Genomic DNA, 22,091 nt, shown 5'->3' on the forward strand with positions numbered 1-22,091 from the left:
ACCTTGACGCGCCACGGCTACCGCATCAAGGACTTGGTGGAGCAGTTCAACGCCAAGCCGGCTGAAATCAAAGCCCTGTTCGCCAACCAGCTCGATCCCACACGCACAGCCGAGCTGCGTGCAGAGCTTCAGATGGCTGGACTGCCGATTTAAAGGAGGCGTTCAAGGCGGGTTGGTGAAGGCTCGGTAGTTGCACTTAATGTTGGCCGGCGGCCATGCAATGCAGGCCTGCGCCGTCAAACGCAAGTTCAGTTGCACTTAATGCTGGCCTGAGGGCGCTGATAGACGCAGTTAATGTTGGCCCAGAAATGCGCTGAATGCAGGCCTGACGCTTTTCAAATGCAAGTCCCTACAGGTAACGGTCGTGCTTTGCGTTGTATCTACCGCTAACGCAGCCGCAACAACAGGATTGCTGGCAGATTGAACGGACAGGGCGAGGTCTGCAACCGCTTGAAGTTCTTCCATATCAGTGGCAGCCTGATTCAGTTCTGAGGTAGCAGTAGGGTCATTCATATCTCTTGGCCAAAAAATGTTGAGGTAAATTCATTTTGTGGGGAAAATCTTTTCATTGCCAACCGAAAAAATAGGAAAAAGCGGAAACATTTGGAAAAATCAAGAAATGATTATTGAGTAGCTCACTGCACGCCCATTTAATTATTCGCAAATCTGCCGTAGCTTTCGGACTACTGGCGGGTGTCACCTCGCAGCATCGCTCCGCCTGTGTAAGCGCTCAGGACTTTTTTGTAGCGGCTCTGGCTTGCTGCTGGTCGGCGAGGAAGGCCCCAAATAAGGGCTTTGGCAGCGAGGGTAGGGCTTGGCCTCAATTGCCAATGTGTCGCCCGTTTTAGGGCCGTTCTAGCCCTTCTTTTGGGGGGCTGCCCCAGTTTCTTTTCCAGTGCTTCTATGCGTGCGTTGAGCTTAATGCCTTGGGTTTCCAAATCGGATGTGCAATCCCCGCGCAGAGGATTGCAGCCGCCGCAAACTCGCAGAAAAAATCTGCGGAACTGGCGTTGCACCAGCATTTTTTGTGGTAGATTCCCGCCCCAATGGTGCCATGTTGCTTTGGGCGCATGAACTGAAAAGTCGCGTAGCGGCTGCTAGGTTCCCCGGAGCAAGATAAACGCTAGTTAGTTGCCAGAGGCTTAGGCCCACAACAGCAACAGACGGCGGCGCGGTTTTGCTTATGCGTCATAGAGTGGAAAGCCGCTCTATCCCGATTCGGCAAGGCTAGTACCAGCAGTGCGAGAATGGGAACCCTTGGTAGCACTGGCCCAATCCTAAGTCGAGACGGGCAGGGGGCGGCGATGGAGCCGTGAACTCGATAACAGTTGCCATCCATCTGTGCGACTGGGCCTTGAAGCGACTTCCGTAGTCCAAAAAAGCAAGGTTGAAAGGCTGTAAACCTGCGTTCAAGCGGGTAGGGTCTCCTTTCGGCCTTTCGCTCCTAGCCGAATCCAAACCTGCTGACTAGCCTTAAATTCAACCCTTTTATAAGAAATTCTTATGTATTAAGACGCGCCCGTGTGAGCGCGTTTTTTTTGGAATTTTTTTAAGAATACGGAATTTTTTTCGGACAAGGTAAACCTTGGCCTCAAAAAATTGGCTCAGTTTTAGAGATTTTGAATCTTTAAAAAAGCGGTTAATTTTTTAAGATTTTTTGGCTTTTCCGCTGAGGATGATCTAAGAAGACCGTTTTTTATTCAAAGAGCGTGCGCGTCTCAAAGGTTTTTCGCGTGCGCGAGCGTGTGCGCGCGTAGGCGCGAGCATCGTAGCCCGCGATCAACTCTAGCTTCCGACCGGCCAAATTTGGCCGGTGGTTCTTAGAGGCACGATCTCCAAACCTTCACCTACGGAAAAGCCAAAAATCTTTAATAAGTAAAGAGTCGTTAATAAATAAAGAGGCTTAAAAAAAGAAAAAGAAAATTCGTTTTTAATTGAAAATTAAAAACAACTTTTTATAAAATAAAGCATCAAAAATTTTTAAGAAACAAAAAATTTTTAGAATTTTTGTTCTTTTAATTTTAATGAGTTTGTAAAATCAGTCCATAAAAAAGAATTTCTTATAAAACAAAGTCTTTTTCGAAAATTTCTTTTCGGTGATTAGATTTTTTTAGATTGCGATCTAAAAAATCATCTATCTCCGATTCGATTTTTTCTAATTCCGAGATTGGCATATCCGGGCTGCGCGTGAATGGGTAGGGCTGGCGCACTGCTCCACGACCGGCCAAATTTGGCCGGTGGCTTATCCGGGATCGCGTGAGCTAGATACGCGCCCGACACCAACCCTCTGCTATCGACCGACTTGCGACCGGCCAAATTTGGCCGGTGTTTTTGGAGGAGAGATCGCATGAGCGCGCATTGCCCGCCAAGGCCCATCCCAAAGTTCTGTCTGTTCGCCACCGCTCCACGACCGGCCAAATTTGGCCGGTACTGCCACTAGGATCGGTATGGAAACTCTCTGTTGGAGCATGGCAGGCCGCTAGGATTGAGCAATTTCTAGTGGGCTAGAAGGCCACAAATCGATCAAGGCAAGGGCTATATAGCCCGAACCCCTTAAAACGGCTCTAAAGCCCGCTAATCGCGTCCAACGCAAAAAATGAGGGTTCTTGGCGACCCAGCCTTGCCGATCCAGCGACCGGCCAAATTTGGCCGGTGTTTTCCAAGGATCGAAAAGACTCGGAAAGCACAAAAACGACACTATCGTGAGACAGTGCCGCAATGTAGAGAAGCTATGCAAACGCAAAAAGCCTCAAAGCATCAAAGAGCCAGACCAGCAGCGCGGATAAAGCCAACGCAACTTTTATTATCGCGCAATAAAGCCCCTAACGCGGATTTAGCAGATTCTTACGAATTGCGCTTCCAGCAGTGAGCGGTGCGATGACGTACCAACCCTTCCTCATCCTCTCCATCATTGTCAGATCAGATGGTGCAATCCTAACACAGCAAAAACGCAATTTTTCGGAAAAAGTGAATTTTTCTGATTTTTTAGCAATTTCCGCGAACAAACCCCGTGCAGCCGCCGCACGAACTCGAAAACTCAGTTCTTAACGCGAGCTTTCGACATCGAAGCACCGAAGCTACAAATTCTAATCGGAGCAAGCAGTCTCTTACCAAAATTTGATTTGTTCGCTTTGAGTGCGACCATTTTTGCATGGAAGACCTCATCGAGCAACTCAAACAAACAGTCCCTCCTATCGAGGGCAAGTGCTGTGGCACTCAGCTAGAGCTTTCACGGGCAATCGGCTTTTTGGGCCGTGCAATCAAAGAAGCTGCAATAGAAGAATGCCGCAGCCACGAAGCATTGCGCCGAGAACTCAGTGCCATGTGCGAATCACTGGAGCTGTGGCGGCAGTTTATCGCTATCGAAAGAATTCACTAAAGGAAAAAATGCAAAATCCGGTCATCTTTCTCATTGGCCTGCATGGCGTAGGAAAGTCCACCATCGGCAAGATTTTGGCTGCCAAGCAAGGCTTCAAACACATCAGCATTGGTGATCTTGGCCGACTGCTGCGCAAGAATAAAATTCCCAAAGGGTATAGCTTGCGCTTTTTACGCCTGTTGGCCAAGCACGAGCGCGGCGAGCGCATGGCCCCTGAGCTGGTCAATGCGCTAATGGAAGAAATCCGGGCTGTGGTGCATCTGCGCGGCGTAGTAGTCGATGGCTTCCCAGCCGAGCCTATGCACGTTCTATCGCTGCCCACGGGTAGCACAGTGGTGCATCTGACCTGCCCGGAACAAGAGCGCGTGCAGCGACTGGCACACCGGAGCGAATGCACAGCACGCAAGTGGCACTGTGGCATCGAAAGCCGCCGCGACGAGCAAGTTGAGGCCGTCTTCAGTGTGGCCCAAGAAAGCCGCATTTTGCGTACACAAGTGATTGCCAGCGAGGGTGATCCGCAAGCCATCGCTGGACAAGTGTTGGCAGCCAGCTTCCCCATCTAAACCACAGATATTCACCCCCCCAACCAGGGAGCATCCTATGTCCACCACCCTCGAAACAACATCAATCAGCAGCTTGGAGCTAATCCGCTTAGTCAACCAATGCCGCGAGCGCCAAGCCCATGCCAGTGGCGTTTCTTTCCCGTCCCAGACCTTCCAGCGCATTGAGCATACGGACATCGAGAAGAAGGTGAAGGAATTGCTGGAAGGCTTTTCCGATAGCAGTATCTACATCTTCTCGCAACGCCAAGCGCACATGGTGTCCGCTGGCTATGGCCCGTTTGTTCAGGATGCTTTATTCGACTTTTTCGAGCAGCGTGCAACCATGCCCACGGTTGTTGAAAGTAGCGCTAATGGTCTTGTAGGCAAAGCCAAAATCCAGCTACCTGTTGGGGGCGGTGATAGCGTGAGCATGAGTAGCTTGGAAATTTCTGAGTTGACTGAATCACGCCACGACAACGTGAAAGTGACGATTGATCGACTGGCTAAGAAGGGCGTAATTGTCCAACCTGCAATGCAGGATGAACAAACTACAGACAAAATGGGCCGCCCTCGCACCACCTCGGCCTATGTGTTCAGCGGTGACAAAGGCCGCCGCGACAGCATCATTGTGGTTGCCCAGCTTTGCCCCGAGTTCACTGCCACTATCGTTGATCGCTGGCAAGAACTGGAGACGCTGTACCAGCAGCAGGCACAGGCCACTACACCCTACGGCCAGATGCCTGTGCCCATGTCCCAGATGTTCGCCATGTTCTCTGAGCAATATGGGAAGCTGGAGCAAGAGTTGCAGCGCCAAGCTCAAAAAATTGATTCCCTCAGCGCCGCAATGCAGCTACTGCAACGCCCGACACCGAAGCAGCGCACGAAAGACCCTCACCGCATTCCTGGCCCTCAAGACTGGCAGACTGCAAGAATAATCGATTCGATTCGCTTTACTTTCTCTATTGGCCCGCACGAGATCGGCCTTGAGCGCTTCTACCTGTACTTGCACAGCCTTGATTCGGACGTTGCGCGACGCGAAGCACTACGCCAAGCACTGCACTTCGGCATCGCGCTAGACGCATCAATGCCAGCGAATTTTCCAACCGATGCAAAGACAATCACGTTCAAGTTCACGATTAGCGAGAAAGATTCGGGTCTAAAAGACGCACTGGACATGCTGCTGGTATTGCCTGACGACAAACAGCGCCGCACTGCCATCAAACGTCACTTGGTAGCCAAATCGCAGGCAGTGAACGTGTCGGTTTCGCTTGTGCAGCAGCCAGCACTGTTCTAGCGGAGTCCAAGGCGGCACAGAAAGCCTCAGCATCGCTGGGGCTTTTTGTTGGGCCAGCCATTTTGGAGCGGCCAAATTTGGCCGGTCGTCCAAAAGTCCGCTCCAGCCAGCGCACTTGTACTGTAGCAAGCAAGATGGAAGCCGGGCTGTTTTCCAGTGGCAATTAATGTGCCAGTGACTATGAGTGGACGGGGAGCTTTACGAAAATTTTGTAGAGGCCCCCAAGACAGCCACGACAGGCCACATCCCAGCTTTTGCCTTCGCGGTTTCGGCAACATCAGCCGCCGCCAGCACCAGCCGCCACCCCGGTCAGCCCTATCTGTTCTGAACCAAACCCCTGCTCTACGCGAACCGCCTTCGGGCGGTTTTTTTTGCCGCCGCTACCGGCCAAATTTGGCCGGTCGTACTCAGCAGCGCGAACGCACAAAAAAAGCCCCCCAACCGAAAGGCTGGAGGGCTTGTGCTTCTTGGTTTTTTAGGCGGCAGCAAAAAGATCGAGAGTTTCCTGCACAGGGATAGGTGCTGGTGCAGCCACCCGCTCAGAAAGGATGGTCAAATCCTTCAATCCCTCTCTTGGCAGTCGAAACAGCTTGTCTGTCTCGACATTCCGAATAACCCATTGCCTGTTCTGCTTTCCAACCAGTCGGAATTTTGCTCCCCAAAGGGAGATCAACACATCTGGCCGAAGGTTCTTCTTTAGCTCCTTTTTGCGCGCATCGAATTGAAGCACTTTTTCACGCCACTCCCGCGCACACTCAGTCTGCGGCGGGTCACACTGTTCGATAAATGCAATTGGGCAGTCAAATTCGCCGGGGTAATAATCCTCATCTACGCCTTTGTACCCCCAGCCCTCGTCACTTCTTCCTCCTGGCTGTAGCAAATACAGCCCAATGGATTTGCTTCCATCTGGACGGGAAAAAGTATGCCAAAGGTGGTTGCCAACGACTTTATGTTCGAGAAACTTATAGCCGCTCGACAACTCGCTACCGATTAGCCGTTCGACTAGCTGCTTTTTATCTTCATTCCAACTAAAACTCCATCCCATTTTTTTACTCCTTAAATTTGCCAAAACAATGGCGTTAAAAACCAAGGAGACAGGTTTTCTTATGCCTTTAGTGTGTGGCATAAGAAAACCCGCCGAAGCGGGCCTTGTTTCATGAAATTGTGAAATTATGGAATTTCATTTTTCATTACCGAAATGGCAGAGTCTGCGCCTTGTTCAAGCAGTTCATCCAGATGATTCAGTATCTGGTGCAAGGTTTCACCAGTACCAAACCCACCGAATTTATGCTTGATGTAGGGCAGGGCCACATCTTGATAGGGAATGCCTTTGTCCTGTACCAGAATCTGCAAATCAAGGAACTGTGCAGTATTGACACTGAACTTGGCCTCGATTGCAAAGAAGTTCTCACAGACCAAATTCACCTTGTCAGAAGCATTCCAGCCTTCACCGTAGCGCATGGTGGCCCATTCCTCCACCTTGCGGCGGATTCCGTACACATCAGCGCGTTCATTCAGGCGGTCAAGATCACTAAGCGGCTTCTTGGGTGGAGCAATCTCTGGGGCATTTTCCAGCATGAACGCCGGGGCTGCACCATAGACCTGCCCACCCGCATCATCGTAGTCCTCATCATCGCTTTGCAGCCACGACGAAGGAAGCACGACTTTTTGCGGAGCCTTTGGAGCAGCCAATAGCCGCCGCTCTTGTTGTTGTCGCACCTTGGTCAGATCGATCTCAGTTTCCAGCACCACCACCCACTGGTCGCCTTGCTTTTTTACCCCATTTTCATCGTAATGCACGCGAGGCTTTTTGGCCTTGGTGATGTAGAAAACGGGGCTACCATCAGGCGTGAAGTTGGGCAGTCTGCCGCATTCTTGCAAGATGGACGTGAGGCGCAGGTAGATTTCCGATGCAGCTTGGGTACTTCCTGTTTCCAGAGAGAACACGCCAGCACCAGACATACCGGGGATGTAGAAACGCAGGGTTCCCGCAAAGCGGCAAGCTCCCGTAGCGTATTCCACACACTTTTCAGTGTCGCAAACGCTACGAATGACGAATTGACGACGAACGAATTGCTTGCGCTTGGTGTCTGCATTGGGCACTACAGGCGGGAGGTAAACGCAGCTACGAACACCATCATCACTGTATTGACTGCGATAGCCAATCATGCCGGGGCCACGCACTGCAAGACCCGATCCGAGGATCGTATCAATGCCATTGCGACCCACATCAGGAAACACTACTGGGAAGCGGTAGAGACGCGGCTCTTGATCGTTATCCCGCTTTTCGCCATACAGTTTCATCAGCTTATCTGAGGCAATTTTTCCACTTTCCATATCCCACGGATGGGCATGAAAATGCGGGGTATTGCGCGGATAAAAAGGGTTACTGATCCCAGTTTTCTGTTTGATTTCATTAGCAGCTTGCTGAAAAGACATTTTGCCTTCTTGCACTTTGCGAAAAATCTCTACAGCTTGGGCGTTTTCCAATGTTGCCTTCGTTGGTGCCTTGAATCCAGCGCGAATTTTCCCAGAAACAGAAAAACCAGCGGCCACGTTATTTTGCGCGACCACTTCAGCCAAAAAGGATGCCATTTTTTCTCCTTGAGCAGTTACCCGCTCAACAAAGTTATCCCAGCCAGAAGTTGGCTGTGATCTTCTCTTGCCACATGCGCGGCGTTGAAGTCAGTAAGTGAGGAACGGAGATGATTCCTCTCTACAGGTGTGCCCTTTTTCCCTTGCACCCCTATAGCGCCACGAACCAAACCAAGGGAGAAGGGCACACCTGTAGCTACTGACCAGCCGTAACGATACAGCGAAATGTTGTCTCCTAGGTGATCGAAAGATTGCGATTTTTGCCAATCTTTTGAGTCAGTGGATAATCGGTTAAATTGCTTTAATCTTGGGCATGATTCAAAAAACTAATGAAATCTTTGCGAGTCTTGCTTCACTGGGTTGTGATAGTGCAGCGACAGCACTGTTAGCGCTTCCGAGAGGGTTCGTTGATAAATCTAGGTTCATCAGCGCCATAGCATCCGCACCCACCGAAGAAGTTGTGCTTTTCCGTACAACCTTGAGTTCGTTCAAAATGATTGATCGCTCAGGTAACGAAACCAAAAATCCGAAATCAGACATTGCAAGTTTGAGCATCAATTTTGCCGATGTGAAGGGCTTGCAGATACGACTATTCGGAGTCAACTTGGATGAGATGCAAAAGCTTCGTGGGGGCGAAATTTTCATCCAAGGTCTTTTGCGGATGACAGGCAAAGGCCCGTTGATTTTCAACTCAGCACTTTCTGATTTCACGGGGAGAGTAGAGCCGCAGTATTCGGGAGTGCCCGGACAGGTTGCCGGAGAAAAAATCCAGCGCGCCATCCAAGCGGCATTAGACGAACCGGATGCGATAGAAGAAGCGGCAAAGATCGTGGCGAGCACCCAGCCCATTGCGGAGCTGCTGCAAGCCCACGGCATCACCCCCAGCCAGCTCATCCGAGATTTGCACGCGCCCAGCACACTGGCGGCTGGCAATACGGCTTTGGCAATCGCCCGAAAATCCGTGGTGGCCGAGGTACGCCATGCGGCAAAGAACGGCACCGAACAAGGCCCAGACGAGCCAGCGCGCTACAACGTAGACACGCACCTGATCGCAGCAGTGAAGGCGCAAAAGGAAACACTCAGCCCGGATCAGCGAAAAGCCCTCAATGCCATCAGACTCGAATTGAACCGCAAGTCCGGGGTACGGATTCTGCTCAATGGAGATGTTGGCACTGGCAAGACGCTGGTGTTCTTGCTGGCAATCGCTGCCGTGGCCCGCACCAGCCGCAATCCTGTGGCTGTGGTTGTCCCCAGCGACTTGGTGGCAAGGCAAATCCACGATCAAGCCCAAGCGCGCTTTCCCGACCTCAAGCCCGGCCTCATTGTCTCAGGGGCGGCAGCGCCTGACACGCACTCCAAAATGCTCATCGGCACACAGGCCATGTTCAGTTCGCCAGCCATAAAAAAACTGGAAGCACTGGTGATTGATGAGCAGCACAAATTTTCTGTGGAGCAGCGGCAGATGCTGGCGCACGCGCAGACCCACGTTATTGAGGCCAGCGCCACGCCCATCCCGCGCTCACTGGCGTTGGCCATCTTTGATGGCTGGAAGCAAATCAAGCTCATCAATGGCCCGGTGCCCAAGCAAATTCGCTCTTGCATTGCTACACCAGCCAATCGGAGCGGCGTGGTGGGACTGGTTCGCCAGCACCTCAAGGCAGGCAAAAAAATAATCTTCCTCTACCACCGGGTCACAGGCGCGGGTGCGTCTGTGAAAGATGCTGGCCAGCGTTTGTCAGAGCATTTTCCGGGCCTTGTCAGCATCCTGCACGGCAAACTCAAGCCAACAGACAAGCAAAAGGCGCTGACCGCTTTTGCCACAGGCGAGCAGCCCATCATCGTAGCCAGCACAGCGGTAGAAGTGGGGGTGGACGTGCCCGATATTGGCCTGATGGTGGTGTCCAACGCCGACAGGTTTGGGGTGGCCCAGTTGCACCAGTTGCGTGGGCGCTTGGCCCGAAATGGCGGGGCGGCAGACTTTGTGATGATGGTGGATAAAGAGCTTAAAGGCGACACCCGCGAACGCTTGCAGGCTTTGTGCTGCCATGCTGATGGTTTCTCCCTAGCCGAGCGGGATATGGAGATTCGAGGCTTTGGTGATGTTCTTGGCGAATTCCAAAGTGGGAAATTTATCGGGACATTTAAGCTATCTAGGCTGGACGTTGCAGATTTTATTCCCGAAAAATAAAAAAGGGTGGCTGCCGCAGCAACCACCCTTTCTATCCGAAGCTCAGGTACTAAATTTCTCAGCCTTGCTAGAGTTTAGTAAGATATCCAAGACTTCATTGCAGTTTTTGGAAGTCACATTTTTTTCCAAGAACTCAAGCCAGTTTTTTTCCAAATCATTTGTGTTTGTAAAAAAGCCTAAATCTTTAGCCACCGACACCATGCCTGACTGCCGGTATCCAACGGATCGGCAGTTCATCATTGCAGCCAATTTGATTCGGCAGATTATTATTGCGGTATTGCTCATCGCTTGTTGCCTCAGTTATTTTCTACCAAGCCCAACTCTGCCAAGGCTTCCTGATCCCAATTTTCCAGCACGTTTTTAGCATCGCCTTCAATTTTGGAAATCCAGTCGTAAATAGCCTTTGCCTGTGTCCATTCGTGAATACAGGCAACCACTTCATAGTAGCGGCCAAAGTCATGGCTGAATCGCTTGGGTTTTAGAGTGCCAAACTTACTGGGGGCAGGGTAGTGGCGCAGGATTTGGTTAATGAAGGCACGGCACTCAGCAAGGGCACGAGCGCTGTAGTTTTCTTCGCCAACTTGCGCGCATTCCTCACCCCAAGGGCTGGGGCCAATTTCATAGTATTCCATCGGTATTTCCTTCTTAAATTCCCGCAAGCGCGGTGTTGAAAAAAGGAAAGGCGCTTTCAAAAGGCAGGCGCTGGCCTTTTGAAAAATCTATCCGCTTGTCAATTTCCCGCAAAAATTTGGCGCATTCTTTCCAGAATTTGGTAGGTTTCCGCCAAAATTTGGCGGATTTTTGATAAGTCTGGCGGGTTTCTGCCAAAATTTGGCAGGTTTTGGAAAGATTCGCACACCCACCCCTTTCGGGGCAGGCGTTGCGTTTTTAGTCCTCAGTCATCGTGACCAAAGACATATCTTGCGAGTCGATTTCCAGACTTGCATCAATTTCCTCTTGACGGGCCAGTGCTGCATTCAAGGCATTTTCATGCTCGAACTCCACAGCGCATTGCACCGTCAGCGTTTGGATAGTGCTCTTTCCATCTTCGATAGCCACCAGATTTTTTTCTGCAATTTCTTGCAGTTGTTTTTCTAGTGTTTTATCGGTCAGGTAGTAAGCAATACTTTCTGCACCGTAAGGGAGCTTAACTTCGTAGCGTCGATTGTTGATGCGAACTTGCGTGCGCTTGAACCCAAAATTAACAATTTCCAGTGCGGCATTGCCAATTTTGCAGATACCCATAGACGCATTTTTTTCCTCCTTCATGATTTCTGAAATAACAGCGAGGCGCTGCATAATCAGCTTTCCAGCTTGGACTGCATCTTGTGGATCGACACCATTAACGATCACTTTCGTGGTATCGCCAAGAGTATCAATATCAGCAACCAAGTTACGACCGAGATTTTCCCGGTAATCGAGAGTTTTCTTTTCATAGTGCAGATCACTCGAATACTTCCGCTGCGCGTTCTTATGCACACTTTTCAGTGCCAACAAGCGCGTAACTTCGGCATCGATACCAGCTTTCTCAATCACCAATGGGTTCCCGGAAGCCAAGGCTTTCACCTCTGCAAACGAAAGTGCCTGACTGGTGACATCCTCGACCGACCGTGCATCGCCGGAGTGCTCCATCACTTGCGAGATGAAGCCCGCCTTGCGCTCTAGGGTCTGCCACATATAGGCATCGAAGGTCTGCTCAGTAACGTAGCGGTAAATCCAAACTACTTCGTTTTTGTTGCCTTGACGAATGATCCGGCCATCACGTTGCTCCACATCACGGGGCCGCCAAGGAGCGTCCAAGTCATGCTTTGCGATCAGGCGGTCTTGCACATTGGTGCCAAAGCCCATCAGTTCCGTAGAACCAATCAGCACACGCACCATCCCTTGTCGCACCTTGCGGTGTAGCTCGGCCTTGGCTTTGTCAGTAGAGTAGTCTTGCGCGAACGCAATTTCCGCCGCTGGCACGCCACGCTCCATCAGCTTTTGCCGAATGTCGGTATAGACCGAAAACCCGGTATTGCTTGGCACGCTCAGATCAGAGAACACCAGTTGCGTCAGACGCTCCTGTTGCCCTTCTTTCCAATGCTCAAACACTTTTTCGACACAGGCATTCACCTTGCCGAACGGGTTATCAAAGGCCATCGGGTTCATGCAGCGCATATCCAAGGCAGCCTTGCGGCCATCGTTGGTTATACAGAGCATGTTGTCCTCGTTGGGCTTGACTTGGCCGGAGCGGATCAACTCTGCACGTTCGACCAGACTTTGCACAAACTGCTTTTGCGCGTCCGAAGCCGCAACAGAAACCAGCGTATGCTTGCCACCAGCCAGAATGGGATCAGGCAGGGCCAGGTCTTTCTTGGTACGAATCTCGGCAATTTCGCGGAACAACAGCATCAGCTCAGGCACGTTCACAAACCGGGCGAACCGGGTGTGCATACGGAAACCCGAACCTTCAGGCTTGACCTCGATGGAAGTGATCTCCCGTGCGAAGTTGGCAGCCCAAGCATCGAAGCTATCGATCCCTTTTTTCTCCAGAGTGAATGGTTGCAGATAGGTTTGCATAATGAACATCTCAGCGATGGTGTTAGCAATAGGCGTAGCCGTTGCGAACATCAAGCCGAAGCCGTCAAAATTACGCCGTTGAAAAATCATGCGCGACTTCAAATACAAGTCCAAGGCACGCCCAGAACAAGTATTCGACAGGCCAGCAACACGAGTTTTTTTAGTGTGGAACCACAGGTTCTTAAACAGGTCAGCCTCATCCACGCACAGCAGGTCAACGCCCAACTGCTCGAAGGTCAGCATCCCAGCATCTTTTTCGCCTTCACTCATTTTCTTGAGCTTTTCCTCAATGAGTTTTTTCTGGCGCATGGCGTCACGAACTGCGTTGTCGTCAGTCGCTCCCATGATGGATTCTTCCACTTTGCCTGCCATTTCTTTGCAGAACTGATCCAGTGCCTTCGTCCCTACCGACAAGCGCCCGAAGGAGCTATGGGTAATGATGATGCAGTCCCAGTCGTGCGTTGCCGCACGCATCAGCAAAGTTTTGCGACGATCTCCTTGTAAGTCTTCCTTGCTTGCGGCAAGGATTTTTGCTCGCGGAAAGGCCCGCAGATATTCACCGGCAAAAGCCTCTAGCATGTGATTTGGCACCACTAGCATCGGCTTGTTGGCAATACCTAGACGTTTTGATTCGTGCGCGACACAAATTTGGATAAGTGTCTTGCCACCACCAACCGCCAAGGCATAGAGCGTGTTACCGCTCACCAGACCACGCCAGATGGAGTCTTTTTGCGCTGCACGTAGCTTGATCGCCGGATTTAACCCCGGAATGACCAAGTGGCTACCGTCATAGCTGCGATTGACCCGACCGTTGTAGGTTCGGTTGTAGATGTCTTCCAGTTCGCCAACTCGTTTTTCGTCCTCGAAAACCCATTCGGCAAAAGCCGTTTGGATTTTTTCAGCCTTTTCTCTGGCAGCCAGAGTTTCATCAGCGTTCAGAACCATCTTGACCTTGCCATCTTCCAAAATCAACTTGTCGTGAACTTCTGTTGTCTTCTGATTCAATAAATCCTCAAGAAGCGCAACAAAACTTCTACGGGTGGTTCCCCACTTCGTATTAACGTCCAAGTCTTTTTTGGCATAGCCACTCACCGTCCAGCTTGCAGCGCTAGGCAAGTGCGTAATAGAAATGCGCGATTTTCCAACGCCGATCACCTCAAGGACAAATTCCTCAAGCATCTCAGCACGAATCCACGACACCCCCAAGCGCACAGCGATAGCACGCAACGGAATCCGGGTGGGCACTACAGCCTGCAATGCGGTTACATTGCGCTCAAAACGGGAGTCCCCCATCTGAGCAGCCTTGGCCACATCCAGTTTTTCGTACACGTCACCACTCAAGTAGCTTTCTTTGTCTTCCCATTGCAGCGTCAGCGGATTTAGGTAAACCCGATCTTCAGCAATCAATTCCTCCAAAATGCTTTCAATGCTACGACCCAATGCTTTCGCAATGAATTTCACATCAAATCTAGCGAACTTGTTGTAGGACAGGGCAATTGCTTCCCCCATCGTTTCAGCGCGTTCTGCCAAGATGGCGTGAGAGACAGTAGATTTAGAAAAAATATCTGCCTTGACAGCAGTTTCTTTTTCTTCGTCATACATTTCCAACGACCACAGCAAAGGCGAGTGCGTATCAGCAGAAAACAGACGACGATTGTGTGATGTCATCAAGAAGCCGTGGCGCTTCACAAACGAGTCGTAGTACCGATTGAGTTTTTCCCGCTTCGCAGCAGCACTTTCGCACTGCATAGAATCGGCCTCCAATACCTCCAACACCGCATTGCGAATATGCGTCATACCTTCCAAGCGCAGCAGCGTACCAGTAGGCAAATAGCTCAAGGTTTTCACCTCGGAGCATTCATCCAACTGCATGAGCTGACCGTCATCATCGAAGAAGTAACCATAGGCCACCCCGGTTTTGATCCCGGTTTTGTCCCTAGCTACATTTCTTTGCTTCTCAATACGAACATTCAAGGCTGGGTCAAAGCGTCCAGCAAGCTCCTGCTGGTGGGCAAGAACATCGCTAAGTTGCTGTTGCCAGTCCTGATGAGGCACCACGCCCACAGTTTGACCGTACCGGGCTACCAAGTGTTGCAGCTTGCCCAAGACGTTCTGCGGGTGATTCACGAAATAGCTATTGACCGGAATTCTTGCGTATGCGGTCTGTAGTATTGCGGGCGTTGCCTGTGTCAGGTGTTGAAAATTGGATTTTTTAACAGTGGGGTCATACTCTTTCTTTTGGAAAACAAGAATGTCTGCGACAACATCTGTCGAACCAAGGCGCTTAAAGGAACCAGTGGGTAAACGGATAGCTGTGAGCAGGTTTGCACGTTGCGCCAGATATTCACGAAATTTTGCTTCGTCTTTATCCAGCGTTCCGGTAGATGTGATCAAACACATGATGCCACCCACCCGCAAGGCACTCAGACACTTCGCAAAGAAGTAGTCGTGAATTACCAAACGCAAGTGGTCAAAATTCCGATCTGTTACTCGGTAGTTGCCAAACGGCACATTCCCAACGACCAAATCGAAACTATCAGGCTGGATAGGCGCATTTTGCAGGCCGGTGTGGTACACCAGTGTCTGTTCATCGGCATAAACGGTACGCGCAATGGCAGCCGTTGTGTCATCAATTTCCACCATCGAGATATGCGATTCTTGGCGCAGGTCTTGGGGCATGGCACCAACGAAGTGGCCTACACCGCAAGATGGTTCCAGAACGCGACCGCCTGTGAACCCCATGTGCCGAATCATTTTCCAGATGGCCCGCACCACAGCAGGCTCGGTGTAATAAGCCGATAGAACCGACTCCATTGCACTGGCATAAGCATCTTCACCCAAAAGCGCACGCAAGCGTTGCTGCTCCACAGGGAAGTCGGTGTTTTTGGCAAACACATTGGATAAGCCACCCCAGCCGCTATACGCAACCAGTGCCGCTTTTTCTTCCACGCTTTTTGCCGAAGTACCAGACTGCAAGATTTCGATGGCCCGGATGTTGGCACGCACCTTGGTGCGATCAGAACCCAAGCACATCAGATGCGAATCCAGCAACTCGAACAGTTCGCGCTTGCTTTTCACTTCCTCCTCAAATGCCTGCTCAATGCGCTCTACCACCTCCTTCTTTTCGGAGATGATTTTGGGCACTACCACAGGGGCATCGATCACTGCAAAGTCGCCGCCGAATAAATCCAGTTGCAAGGCGCTCAGGCTAGTTTTCTTTTTCATGATAAACCTTTCCAAAAAATGGTTAAAAAGGCTTTTGTTTTTGCACCAAGGAACAAAAGCAAAAGCCGCCATCAGGCCCACTTGCATCGATTTGGCTTCAGAACGGATCAATCTACGTCTGGCAGGTTCTGTCCAAAATTTGGCTGGTTTCGGCCAAAATTTGGCTACTTCTTGAAAGGTTTGGCAACTTCCTACCAAAAATTGGAAGGTTTCTCCAAAATTTAGGAAACTTCCCGCCAAAGTTTGCCCAGCATCACGCTGGGCTACCCCCTTACATGGAAAAACCCACCGAAGTGGGTTTTTGTTTTGCAGTTAGCGGTTAGCGGTTAGATAATCATTTCGCACAGCAATTGTTCGGTGGTCTCTTTCAGCAATGCGCCTTTACCGAACCATTGATTATGGAGTCGGTTTTCAGAATTGTGAGCGCGGGCATGATGATCAACATACTCGGTCATTGCATTGAGAAGACCCCAAGCCGTTCCTTGAATACCGGGCAAGGTTGAACCTTTACCAGTGCCATTGAACAGGCTCATGATCTGAACAAAGCCTTTGGATTGCGTGATTTCTTTCTCGCCAGCAGGCTTCGGAAGAAGCGAGCCAACAATGCTGATGGCATCGCTTTGCGTGATTTTCACTTTCGTCAAATCGCGCATTTTTCCGAGGAAGTTCTCAAAGGCTTTCGCACCGATCAGTCCCATTTGGCCTTTCACCGCATCAGGGTCAAATACAGTGTTGTGCCGTACCTTGACTTCTTTACCGCCTTCACCCAGAGCAATAGCCTGCGTATTCCAGCAGACGACGCGAACGCTGGTAAATTTGGCTGTAGTAGCCAAAGAACCATCGCAGGAGGTAATCAGAAGGACATAAGCCTTGAGACGATCACTTCCAACGACATCGTTTTGGATATTGGTATTAGCCAATGCCCAGATACGACGGCCTTCTTTCAGGGTGCCAATCGTTTCGATGTTGAACCCTTCGTTTTCCACAAGGGAGCGGAAGAAATCAATCATGTCCTTGGGCTGGACAACCTTGTAGCGATCAGAGACAACCGATAAGGCTTTCCCGTTGTCGCTGCGATAGAGAACGTGACTATCAGGATACTCGCACATCAAATCAGAATTTGCATTCTTGAATTGAACGGGTGCGCGATTGATACTCCAGTTCATGCGTGCTGCATCCATCCATTCCTCCAAACTTGCGTTCGGATTCACTTCCTGACCAAAGCCGTGCCAAGGCTTTGCACCAATGTAGGCCATTTCAGCTTCACCAGCACCATTAAAAGACAGTTCGTGTGCCATAAAAAACTCCTAAAAAATCCCCAAAATAGGGTGTTAAAAAAGGAGTGGCCGATAGGCTTTCTAATGCCGTGAAGCATTAGAAAACTCACCGAAGTGAGTTTTTAATTCATCGTTTATTTTCGATTGAAGTCGATCCTTTCAATAAGTGAGTTTTCAAATTGCTGATCACTTGCGATTGAAGTCGATGCCTTCAATGCCTGTTTCGGTGCCTACATAGTTGCGACCAACCATGCGAGCGGTGCCCATGTTGCTAGTGCGGGTAGCATCAGCAACATAAACAGCATGAACGATGTTCTTTTTAACAGCGTTTTTTTCTTGAATAGCAACAGCTTTACTGATACCGGGTTGAACAATGATGCCATTATTTTTTTGAGCAACTTGTGCGTTAGCAACAGAAGCGAAAGCAATAGCGGCAACGATAGCGATAGTCTTGAACATGATGAAACTCCTAAAAAATCCCGCATTCGCGGTGTTGAAAAAGGAGTAGGCCGATAGGCTTTCTAATGTGCAGCGACATTAGAAAACCCACCGAAGTGGATTTTCAATTTTTATTTAACTCAGTTCATGAATCGAGTCGAAATAAGACCCAAGATGAACATTACAACAACCCAAGCTGGTGCAGACCAACGAAGGATGCTGTAACGAGAAAAGGAAGACTTTTTCTGTTGATACGACGAGTAAGAGCGCATGGTTTAAGCCTTAAAAATTGCCAGATTCCCGGCGTAGAAAAGGCTTTGAGCAATTTGCTCTGCAAATTCTCATTTGCACAGCAAACATATCCGTGGCTCGTCCTCAAACAGCAAGCGTAAGGCGCAAGGCTGCTCGCTTTGTGTGTCAGTTCCGCAGTTGCGGTGTGGTAGAGGTATTTCAGCATAAAAAATGCTGTATTTGCACATCGAATGAATGCCTGTTTGGGGCAGCTTTCGCAATCCAGCCCCATCAGGGCCACCAGCCGCCAAAAAAAGACCGGCCAAATTTGGCCGGTCGCAGTTTGCCGCCGAATCGCCGTCAGCCACGCCAAAACCGCAATCGCCCGTCATCAATGTGAATGAAGCCCCGCCCCTTGTAGAGTCCCACGCCGCCACCTTGCAGGTACAGGGCTATCTGAGCCATAACATCGCCGGAAACCCCCGGCATCCGCCCATCCCAAGCCCTACCGTGCATGTGCATACTGTTCCGAGAGGCCCCTTCCGTGGCAGCGTTTGTAGCGGGGCTTCTGTAGCCCGATGTTGTGACCAGTGGGATGCTGTAGCCATGCGCCCCAAGAAAGCCCTGTATGCCGCAGAGAATGTCCAGCAGGACTGGCGACATTTGCACGGCCTGACCAGCTCGCACATCCCGCAGCAACCGACAGGCTTGCACATACCCATCAGGGATGATGCGCCCATCAGCAAAGTAGATGTTCCTTACTTCCTCCTTTCCATTGCTGGTTTGCCTCTGAAGCCAAATTCCACGGGGTTGTGACCAGTAATCGGATTGCGCCCAAGCACTGGAGATGCCTGAGAAAAATGCGGGTGCAATGGTGGCTGCTGATTGAAGAAATTTGCGTCGATCCATCCCTAAATTGTTGAGACTGGCAAGGCAATATAGATGGCAAAAACTACTAGAAAATTGCAATCTTTTGTCTGGAATTCTGATTGCACCAAATTATCATAGTGCAATGGATGTAAATTCTTCAACAATCAAGTTGCTTACCAAAAATAAACAAAAGCTCATAGTACGCCTGCACAAAAATGAATCCATAAATTCATTGCTCACTGCTACAGCAAAGCACTGGCGACTACCTGTAAAACGAGAAATCACTTTCAAAAATAAAAAAACTGAGAAATAAATGCTTTTGCTAAATTCTTATCCCCATCAGGATTTTTTATTAACTATCAATAAGCCTCTAACTTTGTGGATTGGAACCCACGAAGCCATTGTTAAAGTGAGAGGAAAAAACCTCAACTACGTTATTTTTTCACCAATCACTGCCGATCCAAACTCTGAAATTCTGGTTGACAAGGCCAAGCAAATTTTCTGGAGAAATCAGTTTAGTGCGCTGGGGTGGTTTCCTGCTCGGATTTACAACATTGCTTTGAATCCTAGCCGTTATACAACGGTTGCCCCTGAAAGCGACGAATCGACGCTATGGCGGGTGATGCCGTTTGAGTATTGCTTGTCTAATGGGTTGATTTTGCAGAAAAAACGACCAGCATACCATCAGGTGGTTTATGCCAAGAGAACCATGATGGCACCGGATCAGTGTGAGCGTTTGATGGAATCTGCTGATTTACTCACCACGCCCAATGCGCCACAGGAATTGCAGTGGCTTAAGCAATCGGAATTCGATTGAAGCACAATCTCCGCCAATAAAAAACCGCCTTAGCTGGCGGTTTTTTATTGGGCCGAAGGCTTATTTTTTCGGTCTGAAGGAGCCGTAGTAAGCGCCTGTTACTTCGGGCCGATGGTGCCCCATGTTTTGGGAAACGATGGCCTGAATTGCCAACCGTGCCTCTTTCTCCATCTGGTTCGGCCTCCCGCCCAAGACAGGCGGCACCAAACCATTCATCAGTGAGATGTTCTCGGCATACTCAGCACGCAGGCCATGCCCAACGCAGCCACTCTCACGCGCAGATATGCCAACTTTCCGCATCAGGTAGTTGTAGTGGTCAACATTCTGCTCATAAGTTCGACCGGGCCAACCCAGATGCTCCCCGCCTTTCACAATGCGCTTGGCATGTTCCAAGCACACGCGCTGGAAAGGATGCTCTACGGGGATCATGCGATCCTTGCCCGATTTTGCCATGTTGCTGTTGATGAGCAGCACGCTACCCCCATCCATAGCGTAGGGCTTTGACCGAAGCTGCTCTTTACGCCGCAGCCCGAAGGCCAAGCCCAGCCGTAGCATGGCCCCAAATCGGGCATCGATCTTGTCCGCTTGGAGTATTTTCTCCAATACGTTGACGCCATTCTCAGTCCAGCTTTTCGAGTTTTCAGCCACCGTCTTCACCCGTAGCTCCCCAGCATCAGCGTCAGGGAACATCTGATCCAATAGGCCATGTGGAATCATGCCGGGCTTGCCAATCCACTCTGCGACCCGTCGCAAGCGACTGACATGGTTTTGTATTGTTTTGATAGCGTAGTTATTTGCGCGCCAATCTTTAATCAAGCCCTCCACATGGCGCAGCTTCAAATCGTGAATGTCCCGAATTTGAAAACCCAATGTCCAAAGGCGCTCACAGCAACTCATGAGGACTTCATGCGTGAGCTTCTTTGTGCGATCAGAGGCAATAGCTCCGTTGATGCGGAACCCGCCATGCTTTTCCACTAAGGCACTGGCTGATTTTTTCAAAATGGCCAAATGCCTGCGGCCAACATCTTGTTCTCTCAATTTTTCTCCTTCGGCAAAACCAGCTTTGACCAACGGCCATCAGCTTTTACTTCCAAATTGCGGAAGCCAGCCCGCACCAGTAGGTAAGAACCGTGTGCAGACCACGGCACAAGCTGGCTGCCATTACTGCGGATGCCCTCAATGAGATAGCCCCGCTTAGGCACCAGCCACACTTGCCCCTGTGCATCGCGCCATGCCACGGAAATGCTTTCCGGCATTTCCTCTACGAATTCCAAGTTGTGATTGCTTGAGAAGCTAGGAAGCCAGTTTGCAATCACCCCGCACCCAGAAAGCCCAGATACAGCCAGCAAGGCCGCAGCAAGTTTCAAGATCAGTTTGCTAGGCACGGATTACCTCCCGGTATAGGGTTCCATCTCCACGTCGCGGGAAATGGTGAGTGTGAAGGGGGTTCCAATTTCAACCGTGCCTGTAGGCGGGATGCGTGCGTTGCGCTGCAAAATGGTTGTGATGGTGTCGTGCAACGCCGTGCCCAGAATTGACCCGCCCTTTTCCTGCGAACCGTTGGATGAAGAAACGGTGATGCGCTGATCTTTGTCGGGCAACAACAGCGATGCAGCCCCCAGCATGAGGGATGTGCCAAACATCTTGAAAAAGTGGTTATTCACGTCCGCTGGGAGACCCGAAGCGCCCTGCATATCGCTGGCAGGAGTGGACATGAGGGAAAAGCTCTTTCCGTTGGGCAGACGCAGGCGCTCGCAGGCCGCCAATACAACCTCTTGGCCCACCAGCAGCTCGGACTGATAACGGCACGTTACTTCGGAGCCGCGAGGGATGAGCATGGTTTGCATCGTCACGCTGTCATAAACATCGCTCATGACCTTGGCTGTCACCACACCCGGTAGATCGGTTTGCACCTTGCGGGTCAGCACGGTACGAATCAGGGTGCCCTCATAGATCGTGTTGGGTTTACGCGCATCCACCATGCCTATGGGAGCCTCAATGCCCTTCGACTCTTTCAAGAAGGCAGCATGTAGGCTATCGGGCTTCTTCTTTGCGCCATCAGACTCGGCTGCGGCTATCGCTGCCATCATTCGCTCTTGCTGTCGCATTGCGTCTTCCGCAATTTTGCTGCTATCAAAATTGGGCAGCGCATCAGCAGGGGGTGCCTTTTCCTTGCTGGTTTTGCTGCTACTGGACAACTGCACATCCGTTCCCATAGGAGAAGCAAGGATGAGGGCCATCTTCTCGTCATCCCTGTTGGTTGCAGGCTCAGTCGCCATCTTCACTATCGGCGGTGGCGAGGGTGGTTGAGGGACTACGGTTTCTTCTAGCACCGTCACCACTGGCTTGGATCGCTCCAATTCGTCGGCGATGCTGGCCTCTGACTGCTGCTTGGTCGTCACCGCCTTATCTTTGCTGCCCTGAGACTGGGGCCACAGCATGGAACCAGCTACAGCTAAACCCAAAATTCCAATGGCCCAGTTTTTGAGATTACGCCCCGGCATACCTCTCTGAACAGAATTATCATGTTCATCGTGGGGCAAATCTTCCTCTGGGGGGCGAGCCGTCTTCTGCTTCGATTTTTTATATTGAGCAGGAGACTTAGGCAATTCGTCCAAATCATCCAGCGGATTCATGGACGGATGTGGCATGTTATTTTCTTGCATGGCACAC

Annotated in this window: 18 protein-coding genes; 5 read left to right on the top strand and 13 right to left on the bottom strand. The window is 50.6% G+C overall.

The window, feature by feature from the left end; genetic code table 11:
• Positions 1-291: 291 nt before the first annotated feature.
• Positions 292-513, bottom strand: a complete 222-nt coding sequence (locus tag BMX55_RS10690) for a hypothetical protein (protein ID WP_091457313.1) — start codon at positions 511-513, stop codon at positions 292-294.
• A gap of 2,638 nt (positions 514-3,151) precedes the next feature.
• Between BMX55_RS10690 and BMX55_RS16440 the strand changes: the two genes are divergently transcribed.
• The 3 genes from BMX55_RS16440 to BMX55_RS10700 are packed head-to-tail and all read left to right on the top strand — an operon-like array spanning position 3,152 to position 5,215.
• The gene (locus BMX55_RS16440; protein WP_177172873.1) at positions 3,152-3,379 is read left to right on the top strand and encodes a hypothetical protein; all 228 of its coding nucleotides are present in this window, start codon (positions 3,152-3,154) and stop codon (positions 3,377-3,379) included.
• Between the two features lie 8 nt (positions 3,380-3,387).
• Entirely contained in the window at positions 3,388-3,942 is a 555-nt protein-coding gene (locus BMX55_RS10695) for a nucleoside monophosphate kinase (RefSeq protein WP_177172874.1), read from the top strand.
• 37 nt (positions 3,943-3,979) lie between these two features.
• Positions 3,980-5,215, top strand: coding sequence for a Rha family transcriptional regulator (locus tag BMX55_RS10700; protein WP_245751401.1), 1,236 nt, complete (start codon positions 3,980-3,982; stop codon positions 5,213-5,215).
• A gap of 475 nt (positions 5,216-5,690) precedes the next feature.
• Here the strand turns inward: BMX55_RS10700 and BMX55_RS10705 are convergent, their stop codons facing one another.
• The 3 genes from BMX55_RS10705 to BMX55_RS16445 all read right to left on the bottom strand — a co-directional run bounded on the left by BMX55_RS10705 (position 5,691) and on the right by BMX55_RS16445 (position 8,659).
• Positions 5,691-6,341: a DUF6927 domain-containing protein gene (locus BMX55_RS10705; RefSeq protein ID WP_091457320.1), complete on the bottom strand. Its 651-nt coding sequence runs from the start codon at positions 6,339-6,341 to the stop codon at positions 5,691-5,693.
• A 44-nt stretch (positions 6,342-6,385) separates the two neighbouring features.
• The gene (locus BMX55_RS10710; RefSeq protein WP_091457323.1) at positions 6,386-7,810 is read right to left on the bottom strand and encodes a recombination directionality factor; all 1,425 of its coding nucleotides are present in this window, start codon (positions 7,808-7,810) and stop codon (positions 6,386-6,388) included.
• A 318-nt stretch (positions 7,811-8,128) separates the two neighbouring features.
• Positions 8,129-8,659: a hypothetical protein gene (locus BMX55_RS16445; RefSeq protein ID WP_177172875.1), complete on the bottom strand. Its 531-nt coding sequence runs from the start codon at positions 8,657-8,659 to the stop codon at positions 8,129-8,131.
• On the opposite strand from BMX55_RS16445, the gene BMX55_RS10715 reads away from it, so the two are divergent.
• Positions 8,640-9,998: a DEAD/DEAH box helicase gene (locus BMX55_RS10715; RefSeq protein ID WP_177172876.1), complete on the top strand. Its 1,359-nt coding sequence runs from the start codon at positions 8,640-8,642 to the stop codon at positions 9,996-9,998. The genes BMX55_RS16445 and BMX55_RS10715 overlap by 20 nt on opposite strands.
• 42 nt (positions 9,999-10,040) lie before the next feature.
• Here BMX55_RS10715 and BMX55_RS16145 read toward each other — a convergent pair whose 3' ends face one another.
• From BMX55_RS16145 to BMX55_RS10745, 6 genes are all read right to left on the bottom strand, one after another.
• A complete protein-coding gene (locus BMX55_RS16145) occupies positions 10,041-10,283 on the bottom strand; it encodes a hypothetical protein (protein ID WP_143059619.1) in 243 nt (80 codons plus the stop codon).
• Between the two features lie 11 nt (positions 10,284-10,294).
• A complete protein-coding gene (locus BMX55_RS10720) occupies positions 10,295-10,690 on the bottom strand; it encodes a hypothetical protein (protein WP_143059620.1) in 396 nt (131 codons plus the stop codon).
• Between the two features lie 196 nt (positions 10,691-10,886).
• A complete protein-coding gene (locus BMX55_RS10730; RefSeq protein WP_143059621.1) occupies positions 10,887-15,872 on the bottom strand; it encodes a DEAD/DEAH box helicase in 4,986 nt (1,661 codons plus the stop codon).
• A 239-nt stretch (positions 15,873-16,111) separates the two neighbouring features.
• Positions 16,112-17,083 (bottom strand): DUF932 domain-containing protein, encoded by a 972-nt coding sequence (locus BMX55_RS10735; protein ID WP_245751403.1) that lies wholly within the window; start codon positions 17,081-17,083, stop codon positions 16,112-16,114.
• A gap of 165 nt (positions 17,084-17,248) precedes the next feature.
• Positions 17,249-17,521, bottom strand: coding sequence for a hypothetical protein (locus BMX55_RS10740; RefSeq protein WP_091457337.1), 273 nt, complete (start codon positions 17,519-17,521; stop codon positions 17,249-17,251).
• Positions 17,522-18,091: 570 nt separating this feature from the next.
• Complete coding sequence (locus BMX55_RS10745; protein WP_091457340.1) at positions 18,092-18,640, bottom strand: YcbK family protein; 549 nt, start codon at positions 18,638-18,640, stop codon at positions 18,092-18,094.
• 274 nt (positions 18,641-18,914) lie between these two features.
• Here BMX55_RS10745 and BMX55_RS10750 point away from each other — a divergent pair, with 274 nt between their 5' ends.
• A complete protein-coding gene (locus BMX55_RS10750) occupies positions 18,915-19,418 on the top strand; it encodes a hypothetical protein (RefSeq protein ID WP_143059622.1) in 504 nt (167 codons plus the stop codon).
• A gap of 60 nt (positions 19,419-19,478) precedes the next feature.
• Here the strand turns inward: BMX55_RS10750 and BMX55_RS10755 are convergent, their stop codons facing one another.
• From BMX55_RS10755 to BMX55_RS10765, 3 genes are read right to left on the bottom strand one after another with little or no spacing between them, the layout of a single operon-like run.
• Positions 19,479-20,456: a phage integrase N-terminal domain-containing protein gene (locus BMX55_RS10755; RefSeq protein ID WP_091457348.1), complete on the bottom strand. Its 978-nt coding sequence runs from the start codon at positions 20,454-20,456 to the stop codon at positions 19,479-19,481.
• On the bottom strand, positions 20,453-20,803 hold the full coding sequence (locus BMX55_RS16150; RefSeq protein WP_143059623.1) for a hypothetical protein: 351 nt from the start codon (positions 20,801-20,803) through the stop codon (positions 20,453-20,455). The genes BMX55_RS10755 and BMX55_RS16150 overlap by 4 nt, the downstream gene beginning before the upstream one ends.
• Positions 20,804-20,806: 3 nt before the next feature.
• Complete coding sequence (locus BMX55_RS10765) at positions 20,807-22,084, bottom strand: TraB/TrbI/VirB10 family type IV secretion system protein (protein WP_091457355.1); 1,278 nt, start codon at positions 22,082-22,084, stop codon at positions 20,807-20,809.
• Positions 22,085-22,091: the final 7 nt, after the last annotated feature.

It is taken from the genome of Giesbergeria anulus (genome assembly GCF_900111115.1).
Lineage (GTDB): Bacteria > Pseudomonadota > Gammaproteobacteria > Burkholderiales > Burkholderiaceae_C > Simplicispira > Simplicispira anulus.